Raw genomic sequence first — 21,968 nt, 5'->3', positions numbered from 1 at the left:
GGGAGACGGAAGCCGGGAAGTGTTCCGGCGAAGCAGCACCGAACGGCAGGGAGTTGAACCGAGCATGCAGTGTCCGAAGTGTCACGCACCGATGCACACCTACAACCGCAATGGCGTCCAGATCGAGCAGTGCAGCGGTTGCCGCGGGATATTCCTGGACTACGGCGAGCTGGAGTCGCTGACCCGTCTGGAGTCGCAGTGGCAGCAGCAGGTGCCACCGGCCCCGCCCGCCCCGCAGGCCTATCCGGCCGCCCCCGCCCCGGCCTGGGGAGCCCCGCACCACGGCGGTCACCACGGCCACCACGGTCACCACAACAAGGGCTTCGGCCGGATGCTCTTCTCCTCCTGAGCCGTCCTTCGCCTGAACACGAAGAAGCCCCCGGTCGAAGGACCGGGGGCTTCTTGCTGGTGCGCGATACTGGGATTGAACCAGTGACCTCTTCCGTGTCAGGGAAGCGCTCTCCCGCTGAGCTAATCGCGCGGGACGGGCCAGACTCTATCAGGCTCCGCAAGGGGTCTTGCTCGGTACTGCGTGGTGCTGCGTGCGCGATACTGGGATTGAACCAGTGACCTCTTCCGTGTCAGGGAAGCGCTCTCCCGCTGAGCTAATCGCGCGGGACGGATCAGATACGAACCGGAGTCCGAAGATCCAGTGCGCGATACTGGGATTGAACCAGTGACCTCTTCCGTGTCAGGGAAGCGCTCTCCCGCTGAGCTAATCGCGCATGGAGGTGGAGACGGGATTTGAACCCGTGTAGACGGCTTTGCAGGCCGTTGCCTCGCCTCTCGGCCACTCCACCAGGAGCGTAGGGGTTCGGGAAGATCCCCCACATCCTGAGCGAACGACCGGGTTCGAACCGGCGACCTCAACCTTGGCAAGGTTGCGCTCTACCAACTGAGCTACGTTCGCGTGTCTTTCCGTTTCGCTTCCGCGTCCCGGCGACGTGTTGAACTCTAGCGGATTCCCGGGGGAGGTCCAAAACGCGTTTGCGCAGCGTGCTGCGGTGCCACCACCGAACCGACCACCGAACCGACCACCGCGGCTCCACCCCAGGTCACCGTCCGGTCACCCGCCATAGACTCGAAACCGTGCACGGCTCCCCCTCCTTCCCCCCGCTCGCCCGATTCGGCGATCTCCTCGCGACCGACCTCCGCGACGTGACCGACGACCCCGCCGCCCTGGACTCCAGCGGCTTCTGGGCCGTCTCCGCCGACTTCGAGGGGCGGCTGGTCTGCGCCCGCTTCGGCAGCGTGCGCAGGGAACCGGTGCCCGCCCCGCGCCCGGGCGCCTGGCGCGGGCCCGCGCCGACGGACTGGACGTCGTCGCTCGACCACGCCGCGTACACGGCGGGCGTGCGCCACATACGGGAGCGCATCGCGACCGGCGAGGTCTACCAGGCGAACCTCTGCCGCGTCCTGTCCGCGCCGATACCCCCGTCGGCCCCGGACGCCGACGTCGACGCCCTCACCGCTCTCCTCGCGCGCGGGAACCCGGCCCCGTACGCGGGCACCGTCCGGCTCCCCGGCCACGGCGTGGAGATCGCGACCGCCTCGCCCGAGCTGTTCCTGCGCCGCACGGGACGCGTCGTCGAGTCCGGGCCGATCAAGGGCACCGGCCGCACCGAGGCCGACCTCCTGGAGAAGGACTACGCCGAGAACGTCATGATCGTGGACCTGGTCCGCAACGACCTGGGGCGCGTCTGCGCCACCGGGACCGTGACCGTCCCCGACCTGTGCGTCGTCGAGAAGCACCCCGGGCTCGTGCACCTCGTGTCGACCGTGCGCGGCGAACTGCGCGCGGGAGCCGGCTGGCCCGCCCTGCTCGACGCCACCTTCCCGCCCGGCTCCGTCACCGGCGCCCCCAAGTCCAGCGCGCTGCGCATCATCGACGAGCTGGAGACCGCGCCCCGCGGCCCGTACTGCGGCGGCATCGGCTGGGTCGACGCCGACCGCGGCACCGGTGAACTGGCCGTCGGCATCCGTACGTTCTGGATCGACCGGGCCGAGGGGATGCTGCGTTTCGGCACCGGGGCCGGGATCACCTGGGGTTCCGACCCCGAGGGGGAGTGGCGGGAGACCGAGCTGAAGGCGTCCCGGCTGCTCGGGGTAGCGTCAGGCACGTACGAAGGCAATGTGGAGGAACGCACGTGAAGATCTGGCTCGACGGCGGACTGCAGGACACCCAGACGGCACGGGTCTCCGTCTTCGACCACGGGCTGACCGTGGGCGACGGCATCTTCGAGACTCTCAAGGCGGTCGACGGCAGGCCGTTCGCGCTCACCCGCCACCTGGACCGGCTCGCCCGCTCGGCGCGTGGCCTCGGCCTGCCCGAGCCGGACCTCGACGAGGTGCGCCGGGCCTGCGCCGCCGTCCTGGAAGCCAACCCGATGCCGCTCGGCCGGCTCCGCATCACCTACACCGGCGGCCTCTCCCCGCTCGGCTCGGACCGCGGCGACCAGGGCGCCACGCTCGTCGTCGCGCTCGGCGAGACCAAGCGGCGCCCCGACACCACCTCCGTGATCACCGTTCCCTGGACGCGGAACGAGCGCGGCGCGCTCACCGGACTGAAGACCACCTCGTACGCGGAGAACGTCGTCGCGCTCGCCCGCGCCCATGAACGCGGCGCGTCCGAGGCCCTGTTCGCGAACACGGTCGGGCAGCTGTGCGAGGGCACCGGGTCGAACGTCTTCGTCGTCCTGGACGGCGAGATCCACACCCCGCCGGTCGCCTCCGGCTGCCTCGCGGGCATCACGCGCGCCCTCGCCGTCGAGTGGGCCGGCGCCAAGGAGACCGATCTGCCGCTGTCCGTGCTCGCGGAGGCCGACGAGGTGTTCCTGACGTCGACGCTGCGCGACGTCCAGGCCGTGCACCGCGTCGACGACCGCGACCTGACGGACGCGCCCGGTCCGGTCACGGCCAAGGCGATGCTGGTGTGGGACGAGCGGGCCGCGGACGACCTGGACCCGTAAGCCGTTCGAAAACCCCTGTCGCCCGGAGCGCGCGGGCGGGTAGAACACCCGTGATGACCACGACCCTGCGGCCGACCGAGCCGCTCCAGCGAACCCCTGACGGGGCGCGCTCGCGTCACTACGCGGTGTGTGTGAACAGCCGCCCCGTCGGCACGCTCCACCTCGCCACCCACCCGGTCTTCGGCCCGTCCGTCGCCCAGATCCTCGATCTGCGCATCGACGAGCCGGACCGGGGACGCGGCCGCGGCACGGTCGCCGCGCTCGCCGCCGAGGAGGTGGCCCGCGGCTGGAACTGCCGCCGGCTCGAGGCGTCCGTCCCCGCACCGCAGCAGGCCCTGCTGCGGCTGGCGGGCGCGCTCGGCTACGTGGAGCGCAACCGGAACATGGCGAAGGACCTGCCCGACCGTCCGCCGGCCCTTCCCGAGGGCAGCGTCGGGCGGCGGATGACCGACGCCGAGTACGCGCCGTGGCTGGCGCACGAGAAGCAGCAGTACGAGCGCACCGTCGTCGACCGGGGCGCGACGCCCGAAGAGGCCAGGGAGAAGTCCGAGCGCGACCACGCCGCGCTGCTGCCCGACGGCGTCGCGACACCGGACGTGCTGCTCAGCGTCCTGGAGCAGCGGGGCGTCACCGTCGGCACGCTGTGGGTGGCCCAGCGGCCCGACGGCGCGTACATCTACGACGTGGAGGTCGCCCCCGACCACCGGGGGCGGGGACACGGGCGCTCCCTGATGCTGTACGCGGAGGCCGACGCGATCGCCGCGGGCGCCACCCGGATCGGCCTCAACGTCTTCGCGGGCAACACGCCCGCCCTGCGGCTGTACGAGTCGCTCGGCTACGAGCCGACCCAGTACCACCTGTACAAGCAGCTGCTCTGAGCGTCTGCTCCGAGCGTCAGGCCCGGTCGTCCCCGGCGGTCTCGGCGAGGAGCCGGTCCGCGATCTCCTCGATGCGCTCGCGCAGCCCGTCCTGGCTCTTGCCGCCGTCGAGGCGCTCGCCCCCGATGACGTACGTGGGCGTGCCGGTCACGCCGATCGCCTTGCCCTCCGCCTGGTCGGCGTCGACGATCAGGATGTGCCGGCCGTCGATCAGCGCGGTGTCGAACTCCTCGGCGTCCAGGCCGAGTTCTCCCGCCACCTCGACGAGCAGCGGCTCGCCCGTGCGGTCGAACGCGTCGACCCGGTCGAGCACGGCGGCCACGTAGGGCCACCCCTTGCCCTGGACGAACGCCTCCTCGGCGGCCTGGGCGCCCGCGAAGGAGTGCTTGTGCTTCTCGAGCGGGAAGTGGCGCAGCCGGATCTCGATGCGGTCGGCGTAGCGCTCGCGCAGGGCACGGATGTCGTCCAGGGCCGTGTGGCAGTCGGGGCACTGCAGCTCGCACCACACGTCGAGGACGGGGGCCGGGTTCGGGGCGTTCATGGCGTCAGTCTCCCAGGCCGGCCCGCGACGCCCCAACCTGGACCTGCGGAGGAGGGACGACCCCGAGATGTCCCTGAGGTCCGTCGGGCCCGTGGCCTCATGACCCCGGGACGGTGCAGGATGGAAGGGGCGAAGCGCCCCGATGCCGAACAGATCGGCCGACCCGCCGGGCCGGCCGACGCCCGAGCCCAGGAGGACCGGATGATTGCCGAGACCGTCTGCTCCGCCGTGTCCGTGGCGGGCCTGGGCATCGCCGCGGTCACCGCGTACCGCAAGCGGTTCCTCGCGGCCGCCCGGCTGGCCGCCTACTCCCTCGTCCCGCTGGGCCTGGTGATGACCGGCGCCGTCGAGTGGGTCGTGGACACCGCGTTCAGTCCGACCGCGTGGGCCGGGTTCGGGGTGCTCGGCGCGGCCTGGCTGATGTTCATGGGGACCCGCGCCGTCGAGCGCCGCTCCGGCGGCACCCGCAAGGAGCGCAGGGCGGCGAAGGCCGCGCAGCGCGAGGCCGTGGCCCCCGCCGCGTCGGCCCCCTCGCTCGGCCAGGGCACCCGCACCGCCCCCGTCGCGCAGCCCGCGCAGCCGAAGCCGAAGGCCGGCGCGGCCGACGACTTCAGCGACATCGAGGCGATCCTCAAGAAGCACGGCATCTGACGGCGGCGCCCCGGCGGGGGCGCCCCAGGTCAGACGGTGGCGAGCACGTTCACGCCGGTCGCCCAGCGCACGCTCGCGTTCGCGCACCGCACGGCCCGTCCACGGGCCGGGAACGCCGGATCGGGCAGCGCGAGCCCCACCCGGACCGCTCCGGAGTGCCGGGCCAGCGAACCGCGCACCGTGTACGTCGCCGGGCCCGTGTGGTCGACGCCCGTCTCGGCCCGCCCCTGCGGCTGCCAGGAGCGCCAGTCGGCGCCGGTGTCGGCCTGCGCGACGACGGCGTCCCCGGCGTCGAGCAGCACGAGCCGGACGGGCCTGGCGTGCTTGGGGGCCGCGAAGCCCCGGTTCACCACGTCCACCTCGACGTCCACCCGGTCGCCCCGCACCGCGGTCCGCGCCTCCCGCACCTCGATCCGGTAGCCGAGGTGGTCCCGCAGGTACTCAAAGTGCGTCCGGGCGACCGCCCGCCCCCGCCGGTCCCTGAAGTAGCCGTCCGAGACCGGCAGCAGCGCGTCCCGCACCTCCTGCTCACGGACCTCCGCGGCCTTCCAGCCGGGCACGGTCACCGTCGCGTTGTGCACGATCGACAGGCTGTCCCAGCGCAGCGTCTGCAGCCGCCGGGCCGCGGCGAGTCCCGGGATGACGGTGCTCCAGGCGTACGGATCGGCGCTCTGCCCCTTGTCCCAGGGCATCTCGCCGTCCATGGCACGGGTCCCGGACACCTCCAGGTACCGCTGCCAGCCCGGGTTCTCGGGGACGTAGTAGTCCCACAGGCCCTCGCCGAGGGTGATGTAGTCGTTGTGGAAGCCGACGCGGTCGAGGACCGACCGGTCGGTGATCATGTCCCGCTTCTCCGCGTAGCGCACCTGGGTGTGGATGCCCGGCGGCAGCGCCGCGACGAGCGAGGTCATGATGGCGGTGACGGCGTCCGGGTAGTTCTCGTGCTGGTAGTAGCTGCCGTGCCACTCGCCCCAGGCGCCCAGGAAGCCGGCCTGCCAGACGGCGACGACGTCGCTGTTGCGCGCGACGAGCGGCGCCAACTGCCGTATGTGGCGCTGGATGTCCTGCACCGTGTACCGCCGGCCCTCGCGCACCCCGTCGTCGTACGCGAACCGCAGCACCGCCGCGTACCCCTTCGCGCGCAGCCCCCGGAAGACGCTCTCGATGTTGTCGAGCGCGCTCTGCGGGATGTCCGTGGTCGCGAACTCCCAGAGGTAGAAGTACAACTGGGTCAGGTTCGCGCCCGGACCGTACTCCCGCTCCAGGGTCTCCAGGGTGCGCGCGGCGTCGGGGGAGTGGTCGGCCTCGTTGGGCCAAGGGCTGGTCAAGTCAACGGCGTTGTACGACATCTCGTAGCGGAAGCCGCGCCGCGGATTGGCCAGCGCGCCCCGGCCGTCCGGGTCGTCGGGGCGGATCCCGCGGTGCGCGACGCGCCGCCATCCCCGGGCGTCGGCCGTGGCGGATCCGGCGCCGAACGCCGCGATCCCCGCGGCGGCGCCGAGACCCGCTCCCAACATCCGTCTGCGGGACGGCAGTTCGACATGCTCGTGCGGCATCGGACACTCCCTCGTACGCGAAGCGCGCGACCTGCGCGCCGGACCCGCCGAGTCTGTGCCCGCCGCACGGGCGCCGCCCATGGACGCACGTACGACAGACGCTGGACTTTTCGCGCAGATGACCGTGCCGGGGGTCACGAGATCCGGCGAACTCCCCACCCGAACGGGTGTGTTGGGCGCGTCGCGGCCGCGACTTGCGACATCATCGCGGCGAGATGCTGGACACACCGCGGCTGGACGACCAGCTGGACGCAGAGAAGGGCCAGGCGCCCCCACCGCCCGCCCCGACGACCCCCGACCGACAGCGCGGCTGCCTCTTCGCGCTCTCCCAGCCACCGCTGATGATCTTCCTGGCGGTGATCGGCTGTCTGCTCATGATGGCCGCGCTGCACGACCTCCTGCTGCTGTGAGCGGGGCGGGACGCGCGGTCAGCCCGCGGCCTCCTTGCGGCGCGCCCGGTAGGCCGCGACGTGCAGCCGGTTGCCGCACGTCCGGCTGTCGCAGTAGCGGCGCGAGCGGTTGCGGGACAGGTCCACGAACGCGTGCCGGCAGTCCGGGGCGTCACAGCGCCGCAGCCGCTCCTGCTCCCCGGCGACGACGAAGAACGCCAGGGCCATCCCGCAGTCGGCCGCCAGATGGTCCGCGACGGACGCGCCCGGGGCGAAGTAGTGCACGTGCCAGTCGTAGCCGTCGTGGTCCGTCAGTCGGGGTGTGGTGCCGGCCGCGGCCACCAGTTCGTTGATCAACGCCGCCGCGGCGTGCGGATCCGGCGCCGCGAACACCTCCGCGAACCGGTCACGCACCGCGACCACCGCGGCGAGGTCGGGCTCCGCGAGGACGCCCACATCGCTGATTTCGTTCTTTCGTACGAAATCTTCCAGTGCCGCCACGGTCGCGAGGCGGTCGGCCGTGCCGGCGTCCTCGTCCGGCGAGGTGTTCACCAGATCGACCACGGTGTCCAGCGCGCACCGGGTGTCGTGGGTGATCAGCACGATTCGCTCCCTGGCCTGGGGGGTCGGGCCTAAGCCCGCCGATGCTGGCCGAGCCTAGCGGTTGCACGTCACGGGGGAGTCCCGGGAACGCACCGGCGCCGCCACCACGGGAGAGTCCCACGGTGACGGCGCCGCCGTCTGCCCTATGCGGTTGTCGTGCCTGTGCTGATCCGGGCCGTCTCCCCGAGTGGACGGCACGGCGAGTTCTCACACCGCCTGACGCCGGCTGGGGACCGGCGCGGGCGCCTGCGCGGGCTAGCTTTCCGCGAGGATGTGCGAGAGCTCTTGGTCGAGATCGAAGTGACGGTGCTCCGTGCCGGGTGGCACGGCGGCGTCCGTCCGCTTGAGGAACGACTCCAGGGCCCGCGCCGGGGCCTCGAGCAGAGCCTCGCCCTCCGGGGAGCTCAGGGCGATGCAGACGACGCCCTGACCGTGGCTGCGGGACGGCCAGACTCGGACGTCGCCGGTGCCGGTCGGCCGGTGAAGGCCTTCGGCGAGGAGATCGCGGGCGAAAACCCACTCGACCGTCTCCTCGGCTCCGGTGTGGAAGGTGGCGTGCACGGCATACGGATCGGCCGTGTCATACCGCAGTCCTGCGGGTACAGGCAGTGAGGACTCGCTCGACACAACGAGGCGCAGGTGCAGCTCGCAGCTGACCGTGGTGTTCATAAGCGCCAGGGCCTTTCGCTCAGTGTGCGCTCGGGGATTCGCACGTCGGCGAAATCGACATGCCACCTACGGTGCCGTTGTAAACCCCTCTGAGTGTTTTGAGCGCCTTTACGTAGCTCGTACGGCCGAGTCTTTCTTGAGGGGGAACGGCCATTCCGGTGACGAGAATCAGTCCGGTAGGTTTGGGCCCATGAATACGGGGAGTGATGGGGCGGCCGACGCGGTCGCCGACGGCGACGACACGGTGTCCGACTCGGGGGCGAAGCCGCTCGGCTCGCGGGCGCCGGGGTTCATCCAGGAGCGCAGGGCGCTGCACCTGAGCTGGCAGGTGGGCGTCTTCATCGTGGGGCTCGCGGTCGTGGTCGCGGGCATCATCATGCTGCCGCTGCCGGGTCCCGGCTGGCTGGTGATCTTCGGTGGCATGGCGATCTGGGCGACCGAGTTCGTCTGGGCGCAGCTCGTCCTGCGCTGGACGAAGCGCAAGGTCACGGAGGCCACGCAGCGCGCGCTCGATCCGCGGGTGCGGCGGCGGAACATCATCCTGACGACGGTCGGTCTGGTGATCATCGCCGTGCTCGTCGGGGTCTACGTATGGAAGTTCGGGCTCGAGATGCCGTGGAACATCAAGCAGTGACGGAGGGCGGCGCAGGGTGGTCCCAGGCACCCCCTGACATGGGGTAATGTTCTTCCTGCGCCCGGGCGATTAGCTCAGTGGGAGAGCGCTTCGTTCACACCGAAGAGGTCACTGGTTCGAACCCAGTATCGCCCACCCGGAACCGAGGGCCCCGGAGACATCGAGTCTCCGGGGCCCTCGGTCTTTTGCGTTCCTGTGTAACGGTTCAGACCCCGTGACGGGCAGCTCGTTCGAAGCGCTTCGATCCAAATGTTGCCGGAACCGTTGACGTCCTCCCAGCTCCTCTCTACCTTTGCCCGGCAAGCGCTTTCCTAAAACGATTCAATGCGCAGGTGGAGGGGCGAACTGTGCCTAGCAACAAGGATCTTGACCGGCGTGGCCTGCTGAAGGTCACCGGGGCGTCGGTCGCGGCACTCGGACTGACGGCGGCCGGGTGCGGTGGTGACGGTGGGTCAGGCGGGACGGACGCGGACGGCCCGGCGACCCTGCGGTTCGCCTGGTGGGGCGGCGAACCGCGCGCCGTGAAAATCAAGAAGGCGATCGCCCTCTTCGAGAAGAAGAACCCGAAGATCAAGATCAAGCCCGAATTCACCGATTACCAGGCGTTCTGGGAGAAGTTCCAGACGCAGGCCTCGGGCGGCAATCCGCCGGACGTTTTCCTCAACTCCGTCGCGTTCCTTGCCAAGTACGACAAGCGGGGTGTCCTGCTCGACCTCAAGTCGCAGATCGACGCGGGCAATCTGCGGCTGAAGAACTTCCGCGGCGGCGTCGAGGCGGCCGGCCAGGTCGCCGGCGGCAAGCAGGTCGCGGTGCCGGTCGGTGCCAACACCATGGCCCTCGTCATCGACAAGAAGGCATTCGCCAAGGCGGGCGTGGCACCGAAGTTCGGCTGGACCTGGGACGACTACTTCAAGTCCCTCCAGACCATCCAGGACAAGCTCAAGATCTCGGGCGACACGGGTTACGCCGGCATCATGTACCTGTACGACCTGTATCTCCGTCAGAACGGCAAGGCGTTCTTCACCGACACCGAACTCGGTTTCACCGAGGACGACCTGACGCAGTGGTGGTCCGACTACTACAAGCGCGTGAAGTCCGGACTCGTCACCGACCCGAAGAAGATCGAACAGGTCAAGCCGAAGTCCGGGCTCTCCGCCGGGCTGGCCGCGGGCGAATTCACCTGGGACAACTTCTCGGTGCGCTACGAGGGCGAGGGCGACTCCGACTACGGGCTCGCGCCGATCCCCACCACCGACGGCAAGGACACCGGCCAGTACCTCGGCTCGCTGATGCTGTCGATCTCCACCAAGTGCAAGGCCCAGGCGCAGGCCGCCAAGTTCATCGACTTCATGGTCCACGACCCCGAGGTCGGCAAGATCCTGGGCTACGACATGGGCGTCCTCGCCACCCAGGACCAGTTCGACGCCTACCAGCCGGAGGACGAGACCGACAAGGCCGTCGCCGAGGCCAACAAGGGCATCGGCGCCTACGAGACCGAGGTCGACAAGGCCGGCGTGCTCGGCAAGATCACCCCGCACCCGTCCGGCGCCGACGTCGTCGAGGCCGCCTTCCTGCGCATCGCGGGCGACGTCGCCAACGCCAAGCAGAAGGTGCCGGCCGCCGTGAAGCAGTTCTTCAGCGAGGCCGAGGCAGCCTTCCAGGGCTGACGCCCCCGACGTTTCCGAGGGGAAACAGCACCATGTCGCTCGTCAAGGACGCCACCGGCGCCCCATCCTTGGCCGGCGAGTCCTCCGTCCGCCCCGCCGCAGACAAGCGGCGCGGGCGGCGCGAGAACCTCTCCGGCTATCTGTTCCTGTCGCCGTGGCTCGCGGGGTTCCTGCTGCTCACGGCGGGGCCGATGATCGCGTCGCTCTACTACGCGTTCACGAACTACAACCTGTTCGCGCCCCCGCAGTGGATCGGCTTCGACAACTTCACGGCCATGTTCGAGGATCCGCGCTGGCAGAAGTCGGTGCAGGTCACGCTCAAGTACGTGGTCATCGGCACACCGCTGAAACTGCTGCTCGCCCTCGGGGTCGCGCTGCTGCTCAACCAGAGCCGCCGGGGCCAGGGCCTGTACCGGGCCGCGTTCTACGCGCCGTCGCTGATCGGCGCCAGCGTCTCGGTCGGCTTCGTCTGGCGGGCGATCTTCTCCGACAACGCCGTCGTCGACAAGGGACTCGGCGCCATCGGCCTGAACCTGGGCGGCTGGATCGGCGACCCGGACCTGATCATCTACTCCCTCGTGGCGCTCACCGTCTGGCAGTTCGGCGCCCCGATGGTCATCTTCCTCGCCGGACTCAAGCAGGTGCCGCGCGAGCTGTACGAGGCCGCCGCCGTCGACGGGGCGGGACCGCTGCGCCGGTTCTGGAACATCACCCTGCCGATGATCTCGCCGGTGCTCTTCTTCAACGTCCTGCTGGAGTCGATCCACTCGTTCCAGATCTTCGGCTCGGCGTACGTCGTCTCCAACACCTTCTGCGGACCGGCCGACGCCACGCTCGTCTACACCTGTTACCTGTACCAGAAGGGCTTCCAGCAGTCCCAGATGGGCTTCGCCTCGGCGATGGCCTGGATGCTGCTGCTCGCCGTGGCCCTGGTCACCGCCGTCCTGTTCTGGTCCCAGAAGAAGTGGGTGCACTACGAGGAGGGCGCCAAGTGACCACCGTGACCGAGCAGGTGCGCACCGCCGCCCATCCGCGCAAGCGCACCGGATCCATCGTCTGGCACGTCTTCGCCCTCGCCGTGCTCTGCGTCGTCCTCTACCCGGTCGTCTGGGTGATCGGCGCCGCCTTCAAACCGGGCAAGGCGATCGTCGGCTCCCTCGACCTGTTCCCGGCCGAGCCCGTCCTGGACAACCTGAAGGGCCTCGCCGACGGCATCGCCGGCATCTCCATCGGCACCTTCTTCCTCAACTCCCTCTTCTACGCGGGCATGGCCGTCGTCGGCGTCGTCATATCGAGCTCGCTGACCGCGTACGCCTTCGCGAAGATCTCCTTCCGCGGCCGCAACCTGCTCTTCGCGCTGATGATCGGCACGCTGCTGCTGCCGTACCACGTGCTGCTCATCCCGCAGTACGTGATGTTCCAGAAGCTGGAGCTCATCAACACCTACGTCCCGCTGCTCGCGGGCAAGTTCCTCGCGACGGAGGCGTTCTTCGTCTTCCTGATGGTGCAGTTCATGCGCGGTCTGCCGCGCGAACTCGACGAGGCCGCCAAGCTCGACGGATGCGGGCACCTGCGCACCTACTGGTCGATCGTGCTGCCGCTGACCCGGCCCGCCCTCATCACCAGCGCCATCTTCACGTTCATCAACGCCTGGAACGACTTCATGGGCCCGCTGATCTATCTCAACGAGCCCTCCAAGTACACCGTGTCGCTCGGCCTGATGATGTTCCGCGACCAGCAGGGCATCTCCGACTACGGCGGCCAGATCGCCATGGCGATGGTCGCGCTCATCCCCGTCATCGCCTTCTTCATGGCCTTCCAGCGCTATCTGATCGACGGCATGGCCACCTCGGGGCTCAAGTGAGGAGCGCCGCGCCGGTGACCGAGTCACGGCGGCGGATCGGCTTCGGGGTCTTCGCCGAGTGCCTGCTGACCGGGGTGTGGATCGCCGTCGCGTCCCTGCCGGTCGTCACCGCTCCGGCCGCGTTCGCGGCCGGGGCCCGGCACCTGCGCCGCCATCTGCGTCAAGAGACGGGCGGCGTACGGGAGTTCGTCGCGGACCTGCGCAGCGCGGCCTCGCACGGCTGGCTGGTCGGACTCGCCGGGCTCGGCGCCTTCGTCGCCGTCTGGCTCGACCTCCAGCTGGCGCGGGCCGGGCTGCCCGGTGGCCGGGTCGCCGCGGCCGTCGGCATCTTCGCGCTGATCGGCGCGGCCGTGACCGTGCTGCGGGCCGCCGCCGTCTGGACCCCGGGCGCGGTCTGGCGGGCGCTGCTCGCGGACGCCGCCCGGCGTGCGCTCCGCGCCCCCGCCGGTTCCCTGCTGCTCGTGTGCGGGCTCGCGATCGTGATCCTCAGCGCCGAGTTCCTCGCTCCGCTCGCCGTGCCGGTGCTCGGCATCCTCGCCGCGGCCGCCGTCGCCGTGGAGGAACGCGGCCGGGCCGGCCGCTGAGCCCCGCTCGCGCCTCCCTTTCACCCACCTCTCGCTCCTCTCTCACTCCTCGAACTTCAACTCCCCTCTCCCACAGCACCTTTGGCATGCTCGGAAAGGAACGAAGATGTCCCCGGTTCCCGCTGGACTTCCCCGCAGATCCCTCCTCAAGGCCGCCGCGATCGCCGGCGCCGCCGCCCAGTTCAGCTGGGCCATCGGAGGCAAGGAGGCGCAGGCCGCGCCGGGCGCCGAGAGCGCCGAGGCCACGCCGGTCACCCTGAGCTGGCTGGAGGACGGCGGGCTCGGCGCCGCCCCCGGCTCCACCGTCGGCGTGCCCTGGCCGAAGGGCGCGTACGAGAAGGGCCAGGAGTTCGCCCTCGCCGACGCCGACGGCAAGCAGGTCCCCGTCCAGACCTGGCCGCTCGCGCAGTGGCCCGACGGCTCCCTGAAGTGGACCGCGCACGCGGTGGGCCCCGGCGCCGGGACCGGCAAGCTCACCCTGACCGCGGGCGGCGCCGCCGCGCCCGAGAAGAAGGTGAGCGTCTCGACCGGCGGCGGCACCGTCACCGTCGACACCGGCGTCATCGTCGCCAAGCTCGGCACGAACGGATCGAGCCTGGTCAAGACCGTCCGCCGCGGCTCCACCGAGATCGCCAAGAACGGCCGGCTCGTGCTGCTGCGCCAGGGCGAGATCGAGGACGGCGACCAGGGGACCGCGAAGTACGAGCGGTTCGAGAGCGTCGTCGAGGAGACGAAGGTCGAGCAGGACGGACCCGTGCGCGCCGTCGTCCGCATCGACGGCAAGCACCGCAAGGGGAACCGCAGCTGGCTCCCCTTCTCCATCCGGTTCTACTTCTACGCGGGCGCCGAGTCGTTCCGCATGGTGCACACCATCACCTACGACGGCACCCAGGAACCCGGCAAGGCGTCGGGCGACTTCATCCGCGGGCTCGGCGTGCGCTTCACCGTGCCGATGCGGGACGCCGCGTACGACCGGCACATCCGGATCGGCGGCGAGGACACCGGCATGATCCGGGAGGCCGTCAAGGGCATCACCGGGCTGCGCCGCGACCCCGGGGCGGCGGTGCAGGCCGCCCAGTTCGCGGGGGAGAAGCTGCCCGATCCGGCCACCTGGGACCAGCGCGTCACGACCCGCCTCCAGTACATCCCCGAGTGGGGCGACTACACGCTCTCCCAGCTGTCCGCCGACGGCTTCACGCTCCGCAAGCGGACCAAGGAGGGACACGGCTGGATCGGCGCGGGCGGCGGCCGGCGCGCGAGCGGCTTCGGCTACGTCGGCGGACCGAGCGGCGGACTCTCCTTCGGGCTCCGCGACTTCTGGGAGAAGCACCCCAGCGGCCTGGACATCCGCGACGCGCACACCGACGAGGCCGAGGTCACCCTGTGGCTCTGGTCCCCGGAGGCGCAGCCCATGGACCTGCGCTTCTACCACGACGGCATGGGCCAGGACACGTTCGCCGAACAGCTCGAAGGCCTCAACATCACGTACGAGGACTACGAGCCCGAGTTCGGCACCCCGTACGGGATCGCCCGCACCAGCGAGCTGATGTTCTGGGCGAACGACGCGACGCCGAAGCCGGAGACGCTCGCGCGGCAGGTCGAGGCCGTCCGCGTACTGCCGCAGCTGACCGCGCCGCCCAAGCAGCTCATCAAGGCCGGCGTCTTCGGCCCCGGCCTCTACTCCGAGCCGGACCGCTCCACGCCCGCCAAGGCCAAGATCGAGGACCACCTCGACTTCCTCTTCACCTATTACAAGGACCAGGTGGAGATGCGCCGGTGGTACGGCTTCTGGGACTACGGCGACGTCATGCACTCCTACGACCCGGTGCGCCACCAGTGGCGCTACGACGTCGGCGGCTACGCCTGGGACAACTCCGAGCTCTCGCCCGACCTGTGGCTGTGGTTCGCGTACCTGCGCTCGGGCCGCGCCGACGTCTTCCGGTTCGCCGAGGCCATGACCCGGCACACCGGCGAGGTCGACGTCTACCACCTCGGCAAGTGGGCCGGACTCGGCACCCGGCACGGCGTCCAGCACTACGCCGACTCCGCGAAGCAGCAGCGCATCGCCAACACCACGTACCGCCGCTACTACTACTTCCTCACCGGCGACGAACGCGTCGGCGACCTCATGCACGCCAACGTCGACTCCGACGAGACGTTCCTCGTGCTCGACCCGCTGCGCAAGGTCCGCACGGACACCGACTACGTGCCCGACCGCAACGCCCTGTCCATCGGCTTCGGCACCGACTGGAGCGGACTCGTCTCGGCCTGGCTCACCGAGTGGGAGCGGCGCGGCCCGAAGTGGGAGAAGGCCAGGGACAGGGTCCTGTCCACGATGGAGACCATCGCCGCGCAGCCCAACGGGTTCGTGCAGGGCAGCGGCCTCTACGACCTCGACACCGGCAAGTTCGCCATCGCCGACGAACCGGTCGTCGGCGTCTCGCACCTGTCGGCGGTCTTCGGCCTCAACGAACTGTGCGCCGAACTCATCGACCTCGTCGACATGCCGAAGTTCGAGGAGGCGTACTACGACTACTGCCGCTACTTCAACGCGACCAAGACGGAACAGGCGGCCCGCTACGGCTCCAACTTCGGCTCCCTGCTCCTCTTCCAGGGCCACTCGCGACTCGACGCGTACGCCGCGGTGCGGACCGGTGACGCGAAGCTCGCCGCGCGGGCCTGGGAGAAGTTCTACAGGAGCGACGGCTACACCGAGTCCTCGCCGTGGAAGACGGAGAAGGTCGGCGGCCCGGTCACCCTGGTCGCCGGCACCGAGGCGAACTGGGTCTACACGAACGACACCGCCCTGTACGGGCTCGCGGCCATCGAGAACCTGGCGTTGGTCGGCGACAAGATGCCCTGACCCGGTCAGACTCGGGTCATGAGGATGCGCGCCTGGAGCCACTACCGCTTCCGCAGCGTCTGGGACCTGCCCGCACCGCCGGCCGCCGTCTACGCGGCCCTGGAGCGGGCCGAGGAGTACCCGGCCTGGTGGCCCCAGGTGCGCTCGGTGACGCCGCTGGACGAGTTCAGCGGCGTCGCCGTGTTCCGGTCCTTCCTCCCGTACGCGCTCACGGTCACGGCGCGCGAGAAGCGCCGCGACCCGGCCGCCGGGGTCCTGGAGATCCTGATGACCGGGGACCTCGACGGGTGGGCGCGGTGGACGGTGGGCGTGCTCCCCGGCGGCGGCACGCACGCCGTCTACGACCAGGAGGTCGAGGTCCGCAAACCGCTGATGCGGCTGCTCGCGCTGCCCGGCAGGCCCGTCTTCGTCGCCAACCACGCGTGGATGATGCGCGGCGGCCGACGGGGCCTGGCGGCCTTCCTCCAACCGGTTTGAACACACCCCGTCGCGACCTGTATTGTTCAACCCGTTCCCGGGCGATTAGCTCAGTGGGAGAGCGCTTCGTTCACACCGAAGAGGTCACTGGTTCGAACCCAGTATCGCCCACCCGGAAACAACCGGTCCGCCGTCACGGCGGGCCGGTTTTTCGTTAGGCGGCCGCCGGGAGTTCCGGGCGCAGCGGCCAGGCCGGGTCCACGTGCTCCGGGGTGCCGGAGCGGGCGAACCAGGCCTGCAGACCACGGGCCTGGGCCGCGTGCCAGACCGCCTGGAGCGTGTGCAGTTCGGCCGCCGAGAGCCGGTCGAGCCGGGTCGCGAAACGGCGGCCCACCGCGCGGACCACGTCGAGCGCCGCCTGCGCGTCGGCCGCTGCGTCGTGCGCCTCCGCCAGCTCCACCTCGTAGTGCGCGCAGAGGTCCGTCAGCGTGCGACGGCCCTTGCGATAGCGGTCCAGGTGCTTGTCCAGGACCCGCGGGTCGAGGACGCACAGCGAGTAACTCTCCAGGTAGCGCGTGAGTGACGACGCCCGATGGCGCTTCAACTCGCGGTCCAGGAGCGTCAGGTCGAAGGGGGCGTTCATCACCACCAGCGGCCGGCCCGCCGCGGCCTGCTCCGCCAGCTCGCGGCCTATCTCCTCCATCACCGGCGCCGGCCACCGGCCGTTGCGCTGCAGATGGTCGTCCGTCAGACCGTGCACCTCGGTCGCACCGGCCGGCACCGGCACCCCGGGGTTCACCAGCCAGCGCGTCACCCGGGGCCGGGAACCCGCCGCGTCCTGCACGACGATCGCGGCCGAAACAATCCGGTCCGACTCCACGTCCACGCCCGTCGTCTCTGTGTCGAAGGCGGCCAGGGGGCCTTCGTACCAGCACGTCATGTCAATGCAACTCCTCGTTCACGCACGGCAGATGACGTCCCGTCGACCCGTTGTCCCCTGCCCGAAACGGTGATACCCGGGCTGTTTGCGTCGTACGCCGAACGGTGACAACACAGGTACGAGTCATGGCAGTTCAGCGGGGTGCCGTTGACCCGTGCTCGACCAATCTCTTGATCTCCGCGGGGATCGCGGCGGGGATCCACTTTTCCGAAAGGCCAGTTGGACCATGGCGCTCGCGCAGCCCGAACAGGGTGGGCTGCTGCCCGGGAGGATCGCACCGCCGCGCGGCACACTCGCCACCACCGCCTGTATGGAGACGCTCCAGGTGGGCTATCTGCACGCCGTGGCGGCGGCCGCCGGCTGCTCGCTCTCGCAGCCCTTCCCCGACAACGGAATCGACTGGCACGTCAGCCACAGCGCCCCCGGGCACACGGTCGACGACGAGGTCACCATCAAGGTGCAGCTGAAGGCGACCTACCAGATTCCGCCGAATCCACGGGGCCCGTCCTTCTCCTTCACGCTCGACAACCCCCATCTGGAGAAGCTCGCCAGGACCCCGGTGTCCGTGCACAAGATCCTCGTCGTGATGCTCGTGCCGCGCTCCCAGGACGACTGGCTGCGCGCCAGCCACGACCGGCTCGACCTGCGGCACTGCTGTTACTGGACCAATCTCGCCGGCCACCCGGTCACCGGCCGGCGCCGGACCACCGTGCGCATCCCGACGTCGCGGATCTTCGACGACCGCGCACTCTGCGAGATCATGACCCGCGTCGGGACGGGTGGGCGGCCCTGACCGGTGACCCGGTCGACTCGGCTGGCCCGGAAGGGAGTTCCGTGATGCAGCACCGCCCGATCGAAGACCCCGTGCGAGCCCTCGGTGCGGGCCGCGCCCATCCCGTCGAGCTCGCGGGCCCCGAGCCGGCCGAGGTCGATCCCGCCGTGCTGAGCGCGCTGCTCGACCGGCACGGCTGGCAGCGCCGCGGCGGCGCCGCCGGACGGTACGCGCGCTGGACGCTGCCGGGCGGCGGGGCCCGGACGAGTCTGCTCGTACCGGAGTCCCGGGCCTTCCCGGACAGCGAGGACCTGCTCGGCGAGGCGCTGGTCGCCCTCGAACGCAGCGGCATGGCGTCCGCCCGGGAGGTGCTCGTCTCCCTGGCCGTGCCGAGCGACGAGGTGCGCTGGTGGCGCGACGTCCCGCCCGGCCCGGCCGGCACCGCCACCTGGGTCGCCGAGGAGCAACTCCGGTCCGCGGCCCGGCGGATGCTGCTCGCCGCGGCCCTCGCGGCCCGCAGCCGCGCCGGGTACTACGGGGCCCGGCACCGGCGCCCCGCCGCCGCGGCCCTGGAACCCGTCCTCGTCCAGGCGGCACCCGGCGGCAGCAGGCTCACCGCGTTCGTCCCCGTCGCCGCGGGACGCTCGCTCGCCGTCCGCCTCCACCAGGCGCTCTACGCCGTCCGCGAGGCCATCGACTACCGGCGGGCCACCGGCGGCATGGACGCCTTCGACGGGGCGGTCGAGGCGGGCGTCAGCCACGAACTGACCGAGGCGCTGGTCGCGTTGGTGCGCGGCACGGAGGGCGCCCGGGTCGGCGTCGCCTGGGCACCCGCCGCCGGAGTGCCCGAGGAGTGCACGGACGGGGACGCCCCCGTCGAGTTCTCACCCGGCGACCTGGACGTGCTGCGCGAGGCGGGCGCCCGCTATCTGCACGCCGAGCCGGCCGTCTCCGTCCGGATCACCGGCACCGTCGTGCGGATGCGCAGGACCGGACCGCGCGGCGAGGGCACGGTGCGGCTGCACGTCATCGCGGGGGCCGAGGTGCCGCACGTACGGCTGACGCTGGACGAGGAGGCGTACCGGATCGCGGGCCACGCGCACCTCGTGGGCCTGCCGATCCGGGTGCACGGGCGGCTGGAGAGCCGGGGCGGCTTCCGGCGGCTCACCGGCGCCACCGGCGTCGTGCCCGTCCAGGTGGAGGAGGCCGAGCGGGACCGGCTGATGAAGTCGCTCCAGGAGAACCTGGACTTCTTCGAGGAGGCCTGCGCGGGCGACGACCAGGGCGTCTAGGGCCTGTCGTCGGAGCGGTGTGCGTACAGGTCCCTGAGCAGGGCGATCTCCGCTCCGTGGTGCAGCATCTCGCGGTTGATGTGCAGAACCAGCGTCGCCATCGGTTCCTTCGCGTACGGGCCCTCCGCGGGGCCGCACGGGCGGGCGAGGCCGTCCTCGTCCAGGCCGCGCACCCCGGCGATCCACCGGGCGTACGCGGCGTCCAGCCGGTCGAGGGCCTCGGCGGCCGTGCCCGGATACGCGTAGGACATGTAGTCCACCGGCTCCGCCCCGAAGTGCGACGCGTTCCTGGCGCCCAGGACGCCCACCAGGACGTGGCCAAGACGCCAGGCGATCGTCGTGACCGGCGCGGGCACCGGCTCCGGGTGGGCGAAGTCGATGGTGAGCCCGCCCGCGCCCGCCTGCACGGGGGCGGTGCCGGTGCCGCGCGGCCGGACGTTCCAGGAGCCCGGGACCGGCTCCCAGAAGTACTCGTCGTCGGTGAGACCGGCCAGGCGCCGGCGCAGCTGGTGGTGCCAGTGCCAGTCGAGCTGGTCGGCCAGCAGCGTGTTCCACTCGAGTGCCATGGACCCACGCTAGGCCGGGCGCGGGGCGGGCGCCCGGTAACCGTTTCGCGAGCGGTCCCTGTGACTCGGTACGATCGGCTTGCGCGCGTCACAGGTAATGGCGCGGCGTTCCATCTTCAGGTAGGAGAGACCGGTGTCTGACGTCCGTGTGATCATCCAACGCGATTCCGAGCGGGAAGAACGCGTGGTGACGACGGGCACTACGGCCGCCGAGCTCTTCGCCGGTGAGCGCAGCATCGTCGCCGCCCGCGTGGCCGGAGAGCTGAAGGACCTCGCGTACGAGGTCGCCGACGGCGAGACCGTCGAGCCCGTCGAGATCTCCTCCAAGGACGGTCTCGACATCCTGCGGCACTCCACCGCCCACGTCATGGCGCAGGCGGTCCAGGAGCTCTTCCCGGAGGCCAAGCTCGGCATCGGCCCGCCCATCAAGGACGGCTTCTACTACGACTTCGACGTCAAGGAGCCGTTCACCCCCGAGGACATCAAGCGCATCGAGAAGAAGATGCAGGAGATCCAGAAGCGGGGGCAGCGCTTCTCGCGCCGCGTCACCACCGACGACGACGCGCGCGTCGAGCTGGCCGACGAGCCGTACAAGCTGGAGCTCATCGGCCTCAAGGGCAATGCGGCCCAGGCCGCCGACGGCGCCGACGCCGAGGTGGGCAGCGGCGAGCTGACCATCTACGACAACCTCGACGCCAAGACCGGCGAGCTGTGCTGGAAGGACCTCTGCCGGGGCCCGCACCTGCCGACCACCCGCGTCATCCCCGCGTTCAAGCTGATGCGCTCGGCCGCCGCGTACTGGCGCGGCAGCGAGAAGAACCCGCAGCTCCAGCGGATCTACGGCACCGCCTGGCCGTCGAAGGACGAACTGAAGGCGTACCTGGACTTCCTCGTCGAGGCCGAGAAGCGCGACCACCGCAAGCTGGGCGCCGAGCTCGACCTGTTCTCCTTCCCGGAGGAGCTGGGCCCGGGCCTCGCCGTGTTCCACCCCAAGGGCGGCGTGGTCCGCAAGGTCATGGAGGACTACTCGCGGCGCCGCCACGAGGTCTCCGGCTACGAGTTCGTCAACACCCCGCACATCTCGAAGGAGCACCTCTTCGAGACCTCGGGGCACCTGCCGCACTACGCGGAGGGCATGTTCCCGCCCATCCAGTTCGACGAGCAGAACTACCGCCTCAAGGCGATGAACTGCCCGATGCACAACCTGATCTTCAAGTCGCGCGGCCGTTCCTACCGTGAACTCCCGCTGCGCCTCTTCGAATTCGGCACCGTGTACCGCTACGAGAAGTCGGGCGTCGTGCACGGCCTGACCCGCTCGCGCGGCTTCACGCAGGACGACTCGCACATCTACTGCACCAAGGAGCAGATGCCGCAGGAGCTCGACACGCTCCTGACCTTCGTGCTCGACCTGCTGCGCGACTACGGCCTGACCGAGTTCGAGCTGGAGCTGTCCACCCGCGACGACTCCGACAAGTTCATCGGCACCGACGAGGACTGGGCCGAGGCCACCGAGGCGCTGCGCCAGGCCGCCGAGAAGCAGAACCTGCCGCTCGTGCCCGACCCGGGCGGCGCCGCGTACTACGGCCCGAAGATCTCCGTGCAGGCCAAGGACGCGATCGGCCGCTCCTGGCAGATGTCGACCCTCCAGGTCGACTTCAACCAGCCCAAGCGGTTCGGCCTGGAGTACACGGCGGCGGACGGCTCGCGCCAGCAGCCCGTCATGCTGCACCGCGCCCTGTTCGGCTCGATCGAGCGGTTCTTCGGCGTGCTCCTGGAGCACTACGCGGGCGCCTTCCCGGCGTGGCTGGCCCCCGTCCAGGCCGTCGGCATCCCGATCGGCGACGGGCACATCCCGTACCTGGAGGAGTTCGCCGAGAAGGCGCGCGCCCAGGGCCTGCGGGTCGAGGTCGACGCGTCCTCCGACCGCATGCAGAAGAAGATCCGCAACCAGCAGAAGGCCAAGGTGCCCTTCATGGTCATCGCGGGCGACGAGGACATGAACGCCGGTTCGGTGTCCTTCCGCTACCGCGACGGCTCGCAGGAGAACGGCATCCCGGTCGACGAGGCCATCGCGAAGATCGTGAAGGTCGTCGAGGAGCGCGCGCAGGTCTGA

The 21,968-nt window shown here is 70.5% G+C and carries 22 protein-coding genes and 7 tRNA genes; 18 read left to right on the top strand and 11 right to left on the bottom strand.

Features of this window, described 5'->3' with window-relative positions; translation table 11 throughout:
- The first annotated feature begins 64 nt into the window (after positions 1–64).
- On the top strand, positions 65–349 hold the full coding sequence (locus RBJ77_RS55480; RefSeq protein ID WP_372351958.1) for a zf-TFIIB domain-containing protein: 285 nt from the start codon (positions 65–67) through the stop codon (positions 347–349).
- Between the two features lie 57 nt (positions 350–406).
- Here the strand turns inward: RBJ77_RS55480 and RBJ77_RS55475 are convergent.
- From RBJ77_RS55475 to RBJ77_RS55455, 5 genes are all read right to left on the bottom strand, one after another.
- Positions 407–481, bottom strand: a tRNA-Val gene (locus tag RBJ77_RS55475).
- 62 nt (positions 482–543) lie between these two features.
- A tRNA-Val gene (locus RBJ77_RS55470) sits at positions 544–615 on the bottom strand.
- Positions 616–653: 38 nt separating this feature from the next.
- Positions 654–725: transfer RNA gene (locus tag RBJ77_RS55465), tRNA-Val, on the bottom strand.
- Between the two features lies 1 nt (position 726).
- Positions 727–800, bottom strand: a tRNA-Cys gene (locus RBJ77_RS55460).
- A 37-nt stretch (positions 801–837) separates the two neighbouring features.
- Positions 838–910, bottom strand: a tRNA-Gly gene (locus RBJ77_RS55455).
- Positions 911–1,089: 179 nt separating this feature from the next.
- Between RBJ77_RS55455 and RBJ77_RS55450 the strand changes: the two genes are divergently transcribed.
- From RBJ77_RS55450 to RBJ77_RS55440, 3 genes are read left to right on the top strand one after another with little or no spacing between them, the layout of a single operon-like run.
- Positions 1,090–2,151 (top strand): chorismate-binding protein, encoded by a 1,062-nt coding sequence (locus tag RBJ77_RS55450; protein WP_372351957.1) that lies wholly within the window; start codon positions 1,090–1,092, stop codon positions 2,149–2,151.
- Entirely contained in the window at positions 2,148–2,969 is an 822-nt protein-coding gene (locus RBJ77_RS55445) for an aminotransferase class IV (protein WP_372351956.1), read from the top strand. The genes RBJ77_RS55450 and RBJ77_RS55445 overlap by 4 nt, the downstream gene beginning before the upstream one ends.
- A gap of 53 nt (positions 2,970–3,022) precedes the next feature.
- Positions 3,023–3,847 carry a GNAT family N-acetyltransferase gene (locus RBJ77_RS55440; RefSeq protein ID WP_372351955.1) on the top strand — a complete coding sequence of 275 codons (825 nt, stop codon included), beginning with the start codon at positions 3,023–3,025 and terminating at the stop codon, positions 3,845–3,847.
- 16 nt (positions 3,848–3,863) lie between these two features.
- Here the strand turns inward: RBJ77_RS55440 and RBJ77_RS55435 are convergent, their stop codons facing one another.
- Complete coding sequence (locus RBJ77_RS55435) at positions 3,864–4,388, bottom strand: DsbA family protein (RefSeq protein ID WP_372351954.1); 525 nt, start codon at positions 4,386–4,388, stop codon at positions 3,864–3,866.
- Between the two features lie 201 nt (positions 4,389–4,589).
- On the opposite strand from RBJ77_RS55435, the gene RBJ77_RS55430 reads away from it, so the two are divergent.
- Positions 4,590–5,039, top strand: a complete 450-nt coding sequence (locus RBJ77_RS55430; RefSeq protein ID WP_372351953.1) for a hypothetical protein — start codon at positions 4,590–4,592, stop codon at positions 5,037–5,039.
- Between the two features lie 29 nt (positions 5,040–5,068).
- On the opposite strand, the gene RBJ77_RS55425 is transcribed toward RBJ77_RS55430, so the two are convergent.
- Positions 5,069–6,595 (bottom strand): DUF4874 domain-containing protein, encoded by a 1,527-nt coding sequence (locus RBJ77_RS55425; protein ID WP_372351952.1) that lies wholly within the window; start codon positions 6,593–6,595, stop codon positions 5,069–5,071.
- A gap of 215 nt (positions 6,596–6,810) precedes the next feature.
- Here RBJ77_RS55425 and RBJ77_RS55420 point away from each other — a divergent pair, with 215 nt between their 5' ends.
- Entirely contained in the window at positions 6,811–7,005 is a 195-nt protein-coding gene (locus RBJ77_RS55420; protein WP_255973963.1) for a hypothetical protein, read from the top strand.
- 18 nt (positions 7,006–7,023) lie between these two features.
- Here RBJ77_RS55420 and RBJ77_RS55415 read toward each other — a convergent pair whose 3' ends face one another.
- Together RBJ77_RS55415 and RBJ77_RS55410 are read right to left on the bottom strand one after the other, a co-directional pair.
- Positions 7,024–7,587: a CGNR zinc finger domain-containing protein gene (locus tag RBJ77_RS55415; RefSeq protein ID WP_372351951.1), complete on the bottom strand. Its 564-nt coding sequence runs from the start codon at positions 7,585–7,587 to the stop codon at positions 7,024–7,026.
- Between the two features lie 255 nt (positions 7,588–7,842).
- Complete coding sequence (locus RBJ77_RS55410; protein ID WP_004002642.1) at positions 7,843–8,256, bottom strand: SsgA family sporulation/cell division regulator; 414 nt, start codon at positions 8,254–8,256, stop codon at positions 7,843–7,845.
- Positions 8,257–8,446: 190 nt separating this feature from the next.
- Between RBJ77_RS55410 and RBJ77_RS55405 the strand changes: the two genes are divergently transcribed.
- The 9 genes from RBJ77_RS55405 to RBJ77_RS55365 all read left to right on the top strand — a co-directional run bounded on the left by RBJ77_RS55405 (position 8,447) and on the right by RBJ77_RS55365 (position 16,456).
- Positions 8,447–8,890 (top strand): TIGR02611 family protein, encoded by a 444-nt coding sequence (locus RBJ77_RS55405; RefSeq protein WP_372351950.1) that lies wholly within the window; start codon positions 8,447–8,449, stop codon positions 8,888–8,890.
- 63 nt (positions 8,891–8,953) lie between these two features.
- Positions 8,954–9,025, top strand: a tRNA-Val gene (locus RBJ77_RS55400).
- A gap of 212 nt (positions 9,026–9,237) precedes the next feature.
- Positions 9,238–10,557, top strand: coding sequence for an ABC transporter substrate-binding protein (locus tag RBJ77_RS55395; protein ID WP_372351949.1), 1,320 nt, complete (start codon positions 9,238–9,240; stop codon positions 10,555–10,557).
- A 32-nt stretch (positions 10,558–10,589) separates the two neighbouring features.
- Positions 10,590–11,552 (top strand): carbohydrate ABC transporter permease, encoded by a 963-nt coding sequence (locus RBJ77_RS55390; RefSeq protein WP_372351948.1) that lies wholly within the window; start codon positions 10,590–10,592, stop codon positions 11,550–11,552.
- Entirely contained in the window at positions 11,549–12,421 is an 873-nt protein-coding gene (locus RBJ77_RS55385; protein WP_372351947.1) for a carbohydrate ABC transporter permease, read from the top strand. Before RBJ77_RS55390 ends, RBJ77_RS55385 begins: the two co-directional genes overlap by 4 nt.
- A 14-nt stretch (positions 12,422–12,435) precedes the next feature.
- The gene (locus tag RBJ77_RS55380) at positions 12,436–13,005 is read left to right on the top strand and encodes a hypothetical protein (RefSeq protein WP_372351946.1); all 570 of its coding nucleotides are present in this window, start codon (positions 12,436–12,438) and stop codon (positions 13,003–13,005) included.
- A 106-nt stretch (positions 13,006–13,111) separates the two neighbouring features.
- Positions 13,112–15,868 carry a Tat pathway signal sequence domain protein gene (locus RBJ77_RS55375; RefSeq protein ID WP_372351945.1) on the top strand — a complete coding sequence of 919 codons (2,757 nt, stop codon included), beginning with the start codon at positions 13,112–13,114 and terminating at the stop codon, positions 15,866–15,868.
- A gap of 18 nt (positions 15,869–15,886) precedes the next feature.
- Entirely contained in the window at positions 15,887–16,345 is a 459-nt protein-coding gene (locus RBJ77_RS55370) for an SRPBCC family protein (protein ID WP_372351944.1), read from the top strand.
- Positions 16,346–16,384: 39 nt separating this feature from the next.
- Positions 16,385–16,456, top strand: a tRNA-Val gene (locus RBJ77_RS55365).
- A 43-nt stretch (positions 16,457–16,499) separates the two neighbouring features.
- Here RBJ77_RS55365 and RBJ77_RS55360 read toward each other — a convergent pair.
- Complete coding sequence (locus RBJ77_RS55360) at positions 16,500–17,225, bottom strand: 3'-5' exonuclease (protein ID WP_372351943.1); 726 nt, start codon at positions 17,223–17,225, stop codon at positions 16,500–16,502.
- 226 nt (positions 17,226–17,451) lie between these two features.
- On the opposite strand from RBJ77_RS55360, the gene RBJ77_RS55355 reads away from it, so the two are divergent.
- Positions 17,452–18,018, top strand: coding sequence for a DUF4365 domain-containing protein (locus tag RBJ77_RS55355; protein WP_255973943.1), 567 nt, complete (start codon positions 17,452–17,454; stop codon positions 18,016–18,018).
- Between the two features lie 44 nt (positions 18,019–18,062).
- Entirely contained in the window at positions 18,063–19,289 is a 1,227-nt protein-coding gene (locus RBJ77_RS55350; protein WP_372351942.1) for a hypothetical protein, read from the top strand.
- Here RBJ77_RS55350 and RBJ77_RS55345 read toward each other — a convergent pair.
- A complete protein-coding gene (locus RBJ77_RS55345; protein WP_372351941.1) occupies positions 19,286–19,855 on the bottom strand; it encodes a DinB family protein in 570 nt (189 codons plus the stop codon). The genes RBJ77_RS55350 and RBJ77_RS55345 overlap by 4 nt on opposite strands.
- Before the next feature lie 133 nt (positions 19,856–19,988).
- On the opposite strand from RBJ77_RS55345, the gene thrS reads away from it, so the two are divergent.
- On the top strand, positions 19,989–21,968 hold the full coding sequence (gene thrS / locus RBJ77_RS55340; protein ID WP_255973937.1) for a threonine--tRNA ligase: 1,980 nt from the start codon (positions 19,989–19,991) through the stop codon (positions 21,966–21,968).

The organism is Streptomyces sp. KL116D (assembly GCF_030766975.1).
Taxonomy (GTDB): Bacteria; Actinomycetota; Actinomycetes; order Streptomycetales; family Streptomycetaceae; genus Streptomyces; species Streptomyces longispororuber_A.
This window is presented reverse-complemented; position numbering and strand designations above follow the sequence as displayed.

What these genes read in the sequence shown, in the direction of transcription:
- RBJ77_RS55350 (WP_372351942.1), top strand. Translation starts at nt 18,063, where the DNA reads ATGCAGCACCGCCCGATCGAAGACCCCGTGCGAGCCCTCGGTGCGGGC.
- RBJ77_RS55355 (WP_255973943.1), top strand. Translation starts at nt 17,452, where the DNA reads ATGGCGCTCGCGCAGCCCGAACAGGGTGGGCTGCTGCCCGGGAGGATC.
- RBJ77_RS55375 (WP_372351945.1), top strand. Translation starts at nt 13,112, where the DNA reads ATGTCCCCGGTTCCCGCTGGACTTCCCCGCAGATCCCTCCTCAAGGCC.
- RBJ77_RS55345 (WP_372351941.1), bottom strand. Translation starts at nt 19,855, where the DNA reads ATGGCACTCGAGTGGAACACGCTGCTGGCCGACCAGCTCGACTGGCAC.
- RBJ77_RS55435 (WP_372351954.1), bottom strand. Translation starts at nt 4,388, where the DNA reads ATGAACGCCCCGAACCCGGCCCCCGTCCTCGACGTGTGGTGCGAGCTG.
- RBJ77_RS55360 (WP_372351943.1), bottom strand. Translation starts at nt 17,225, where the DNA reads ATGACGTGCTGGTACGAAGGCCCCCTGGCCGCCTTCGACACAGAGACG.
- RBJ77_RS55430 (WP_372351953.1), top strand. Translation starts at nt 4,590, where the DNA reads ATGATTGCCGAGACCGTCTGCTCCGCCGTGTCCGTGGCGGGCCTGGGC.
- RBJ77_RS55420 (WP_255973963.1), top strand. Translation starts at nt 6,811, where the DNA reads ATGCTGGACACACCGCGGCTGGACGACCAGCTGGACGCAGAGAAGGGC.
- RBJ77_RS55440 (WP_372351955.1), top strand. Translation starts at nt 3,023, where the DNA reads ATGACCACGACCCTGCGGCCGACCGAGCCGCTCCAGCGAACCCCTGAC.
- RBJ77_RS55410 (WP_004002642.1), bottom strand. Translation starts at nt 8,256, where the DNA reads ATGAACACCACGGTCAGCTGCGAGCTGCACCTGCGCCTCGTTGTGTCG.
- RBJ77_RS55425 (WP_372351952.1), bottom strand. Translation starts at nt 6,595, where the DNA reads ATGCCGCACGAGCATGTCGAACTGCCGTCCCGCAGACGGATGTTGGGA.
- RBJ77_RS55370 (WP_372351944.1), top strand. Translation starts at nt 15,887, where the DNA reads ATGAGGATGCGCGCCTGGAGCCACTACCGCTTCCGCAGCGTCTGGGAC.
- RBJ77_RS55405 (WP_372351950.1), top strand. Translation starts at nt 8,447, where the DNA reads ATGAATACGGGGAGTGATGGGGCGGCCGACGCGGTCGCCGACGGCGAC.
- RBJ77_RS55480 (WP_372351958.1), top strand. Translation starts at nt 65, where the DNA reads ATGCAGTGTCCGAAGTGTCACGCACCGATGCACACCTACAACCGCAAT.
- RBJ77_RS55390 (WP_372351948.1), top strand. Translation starts at nt 10,590, where the DNA reads ATGTCGCTCGTCAAGGACGCCACCGGCGCCCCATCCTTGGCCGGCGAG.